Annotated in this window: 2 protein-coding genes; both read right to left on the bottom strand. The window is 56.6% G+C overall.

The annotated features are described in order from the left end of the window. Positions 1-133: 133 nt before the first annotated feature. A complete protein-coding gene (locus ACFONC_RS15340; RefSeq protein ID WP_386745546.1) occupies positions 134-490 on the bottom strand; it encodes a hypothetical protein in 357 nt (118 codons plus the stop codon). Between the two features lie 2,001 nt (positions 491-2,491). Continuing rightward, positions 2,492-2,938, bottom strand: a complete 447-nt coding sequence (locus ACFONC_RS15335; RefSeq protein ID WP_386745545.1) for a hypothetical protein — start codon at positions 2,936-2,938, stop codon at positions 2,492-2,494. Positions 2,939-3,364 lie beyond the last annotated feature (426 nt).

The following is a 3,364-nucleotide window of genomic DNA, read 5'->3' as shown; positions in this document are numbered from 1 at the left end:
CCGAGCTTTGCCTCAGCGGCTTGGATGAATGTTTCAGTAGTTGGAAAGGGCATAAGCGGTCTAACGCCTGAGTTAAGCCGCGCCGCGAAGCGGTGTCGGCTTGAATGAATTGTTAGGCGCCAACCGCGACGCCCTACTGTACAAAAACTAGCAAAACCCCAGTTGGATCCCAGACGTGCAGGACTAATGAAGCATCTACTGGTTCTGGCGCTTTGACCCGCATGCCAGGGAAGGTGTTGCTGTTGAGCAGCTCAACTGCCCGCTGGTGCCAAGCCTCAATGTCCTCGATGCCAATGACAAACATGAAATTGTTTGCCCAATCCTGCACGTAGTAGTTCTGAAGCCGGAAGGCGTGGCCATTGAGCGAGAAATCCGCTGTGCCGCCCCAGCCCTCGGACAGGGTGAATCCAAGCGCGGTATAGAACCGCTTGGACAACTCAAAATCCTTGGAGGGAACGTAAGGCTTGAGGCTTGTGATACTCAATGGCATGGATGTTTCCATTGGCGCCTAACACCCTGAATTAAGCGGACCCGCGAAGCGGGTTCCGCTTGAATGAACTGTTAGGCCGCCGGCCGAGGAACCAACGCACCTGCGTGCCGGACTTTACGACAAATCTGGCCGAAGGGCGCGCTTGCGCCGGGCACGATCTGGAGTGAGCAACGGCAACGGTGTCCGTGAGCCAGCGGCTTGCGCCGTGAACGGTCGAGGGTGACCTGGCTGCGCTCACGACTGGGGCAAGTAGCTTGCGCCGAGAAGTGCCAGATGTACGGATCACCACGACCATTGAATCTGACCCGAGCGGCCTAACGCTTGAATTAAGCCGCGCCGCGAAGCGGCGTCGGCTTGAATGAATTGTTAGGCGCGCTACCCGGTCGAGCGAGCGCGCCATGCTTTGAACTGCTGAGTGCCGTAGACACAGAAATCATAGATGGTGAGGGCAAGCCAAGAAAGGCATTGCCAGATGAGCGGAACTAGCACGATGAGTATCTGGACAGCTATTGCTACGACAGCCATGACCAAGGCGGCAACAGCAACCACTGCGCCAGAATTTTTGCCCCAGCTCTGGCGGTAGCTAAGCCCAGGTATTCCGCTGCGAAGGCTGAAGCCCTTGGTGCCGATAGATCCATGCCGAGTCCGACGACTCAGTGAGCCACCAGAGCCGCTGGTGTTGAGACCCCAGCCGCCGCCTAGATTGATCCGTCGTTGAAAGCGAAACCCCATATGCGCGCCTAACGCCTGAGTTAAGCCGACTTGCGTAGTGGAGCCAAAGCCATGGCAAGCTCTTTCTGCCATGGATTTGGTGTAACGAAGCAAGTTCGGCTTGAACGAATTGTTAGGTGCCAACCCATTAGCTGGCACCGCTGCTTGTTTTGGGCGGACCGTTATACCTGACAACGATCCACGCGATGGCACAGGCTAGCAGAACCGCGCTCCATGCCGGGATGTAGAGAACCCAAGCCAGGCTGGATTCTTGCGGCGGAACAGCCAGTAGAACCCAAAGCTGGAAGGCAACGAGCACGCAGTTGAGCAAGGAGAGAACCCATACCAACGCAGGGGGACGAGCTCTTGGCCAGAAGGCGAGGGCGCCAACAAGAATGTGCGGCGCTGCCATGAACAGATAGTTGGGAAGCAGGTGTTCGAACCCGAAACCCCGGCTGATGTATAGCCCAACCAAAAGATAGATTGCTGCCGGAACGCAGAGCTGAGCCGCAACTAAGAACAGAAACCGCGATGAATTCCCCATTGGCACCTAACACCTGAGTTAAGCCGACTTGCGTAGTGGAGGCAAAGGTATGGCAAGCTTTTCTGCCATACCTTTGCCGTAACGAAGCAAGTTCGGCTTGAACGAATTGTTAGGGCGCATGTGCGGAGATGCAGGCCTTCTCGCCAAGTCGCATTGATCTGCCGTCCCCGTAGCCGGCGGCGAACCTGTCTAGCGGCCAAACGCATACAGACAAGCCAAGATTATCAAAGTCATAGCTTGAGGGGATGCCGCGCAGCACAACTCCGAGCACCTCATCCTTTCCCCTTGTGGTGCCGCACCTCAGGCATCTCCATGCAGATGCACTGTCATCACGATGTATCCAACGATTTTCACTGCGCGTATGACTTAAGCGCGATTCGACGTGCCTGGAGCTAAAAGCAACGAAGAATCCACGACCCATATCCACAGTCATTGTGGACGTGCCTGCCCGGGCGTTGTGTTGCATGACGAATTTTTGCGGCTGATCAGGGGCAGTGGCAACTATTTGTACACAGTACGTTGGGGCACAGGCTTGTGGATACTCCGCCGGAGGTGGGCCGGCAGCGAATGCTGGAGTACTCAGCAGTAGTGCCAGAAGATAGCCGAAACGTTTCATATGCGCCCTAACGCCTGAATTAAGCCGCGCTGCGTAGTGGAGCGAACACATGGCAAGCTTTAGCTGCCATGTGGCTCGCGGAACGAAGCGGCGTCGGCTTGAATGAACTGTTAGGCCTCAGCCACATAGCTCACCACTCGCTTTGGAAGCGGATAGGTCTGTTGTCATAGTTCTTGTCATGGACCACCCGGTCGCAGGAATGACAGTGCCACCACCCGCGTGTACTGGTGCTGCCCTGAAGCCTCACGAGCTTTCCATCGACGTCGTAGCACTTCTGGCAGTATGGGCCAACTCGCTCCTCACCCTTCATCTCCCAGTAGTAGGGAGCTTCGTAGGAAAGATTGGCGCGCGTATTCAATGCCGTTTCCAGCGAAGTGATCTTTTCGTCGCGCTCAAGTAGGGCCTCTTTGATTTCAGCTAGCTGCACCCTTGTGTCGGCAAGCGTGCCAATCAAATCCGCCATCTTTAGATTGATCTCGGCCTTCTCGAGAGTAGTCGTACTCTCCCTGACCATCTTTGCGATATCAGTCGCCGTCTTTAGACTCGAGAGCGCAGCGGAAATAGATGGGATATCCATGATCTCTCTCTGAGGCCTAACGCCTGAATTAAGCCGACCCGCAGCGCGAAGAGTAGGGGAACAATACGCTTGCCGGTGCGACGATGTTGCCGAAGCCGCGAAGCGGGTTCGGCTTGAATGAGTTGTTAGGCCGCCGGTCACGGAGCCACCGGCCCACCGTGGCGAACTTTACGACAGATCTGGACGAAAGGGGCGCTTGCGCCAGAAACGGTTGGGAGTGAGCAATTGCAACTCTGCCCGCGAGCCAGCGGCTTGCGCCATGAACTATCGAGGCCAGGCTGACTGCGCCCGCGTCTGGAGCACCAGGCTTGCGCCGTGATCTGTCAGACGCGCGAACCCGCACAGCCATTGATGTTTCCCGAGCGGCCTAACGCCTAAGTTAAGCCGCGCCGCGTAGTGGAGCCAAGCACATGGCAAGCTGTACCT

Origin of the sequence: Luteimonas soli (assembly GCF_042648865.1) — a bacterium.
In the GTDB taxonomy this organism is placed as follows: domain Bacteria; phylum Pseudomonadota; class Gammaproteobacteria; order Xanthomonadales; family Xanthomonadaceae; genus Luteimonas; species Luteimonas soli.
This window is presented reverse-complemented; position numbering and strand designations above follow the sequence as displayed.

What these genes read in the sequence shown, in the direction of transcription:
- ACFONC_RS15340 (WP_386745546.1), bottom strand. Translation starts at nt 490, where the DNA reads ATGCCATTGAGTATCACAAGCCTCAAGCCTTACGTTCCCTCCAAGGAT.
- ACFONC_RS15335 (WP_386745545.1), bottom strand. Translation starts at nt 2,938, where the DNA reads ATGGATATCCCATCTATTTCCGCTGCGCTCTCGAGTCTAAAGACGGCG.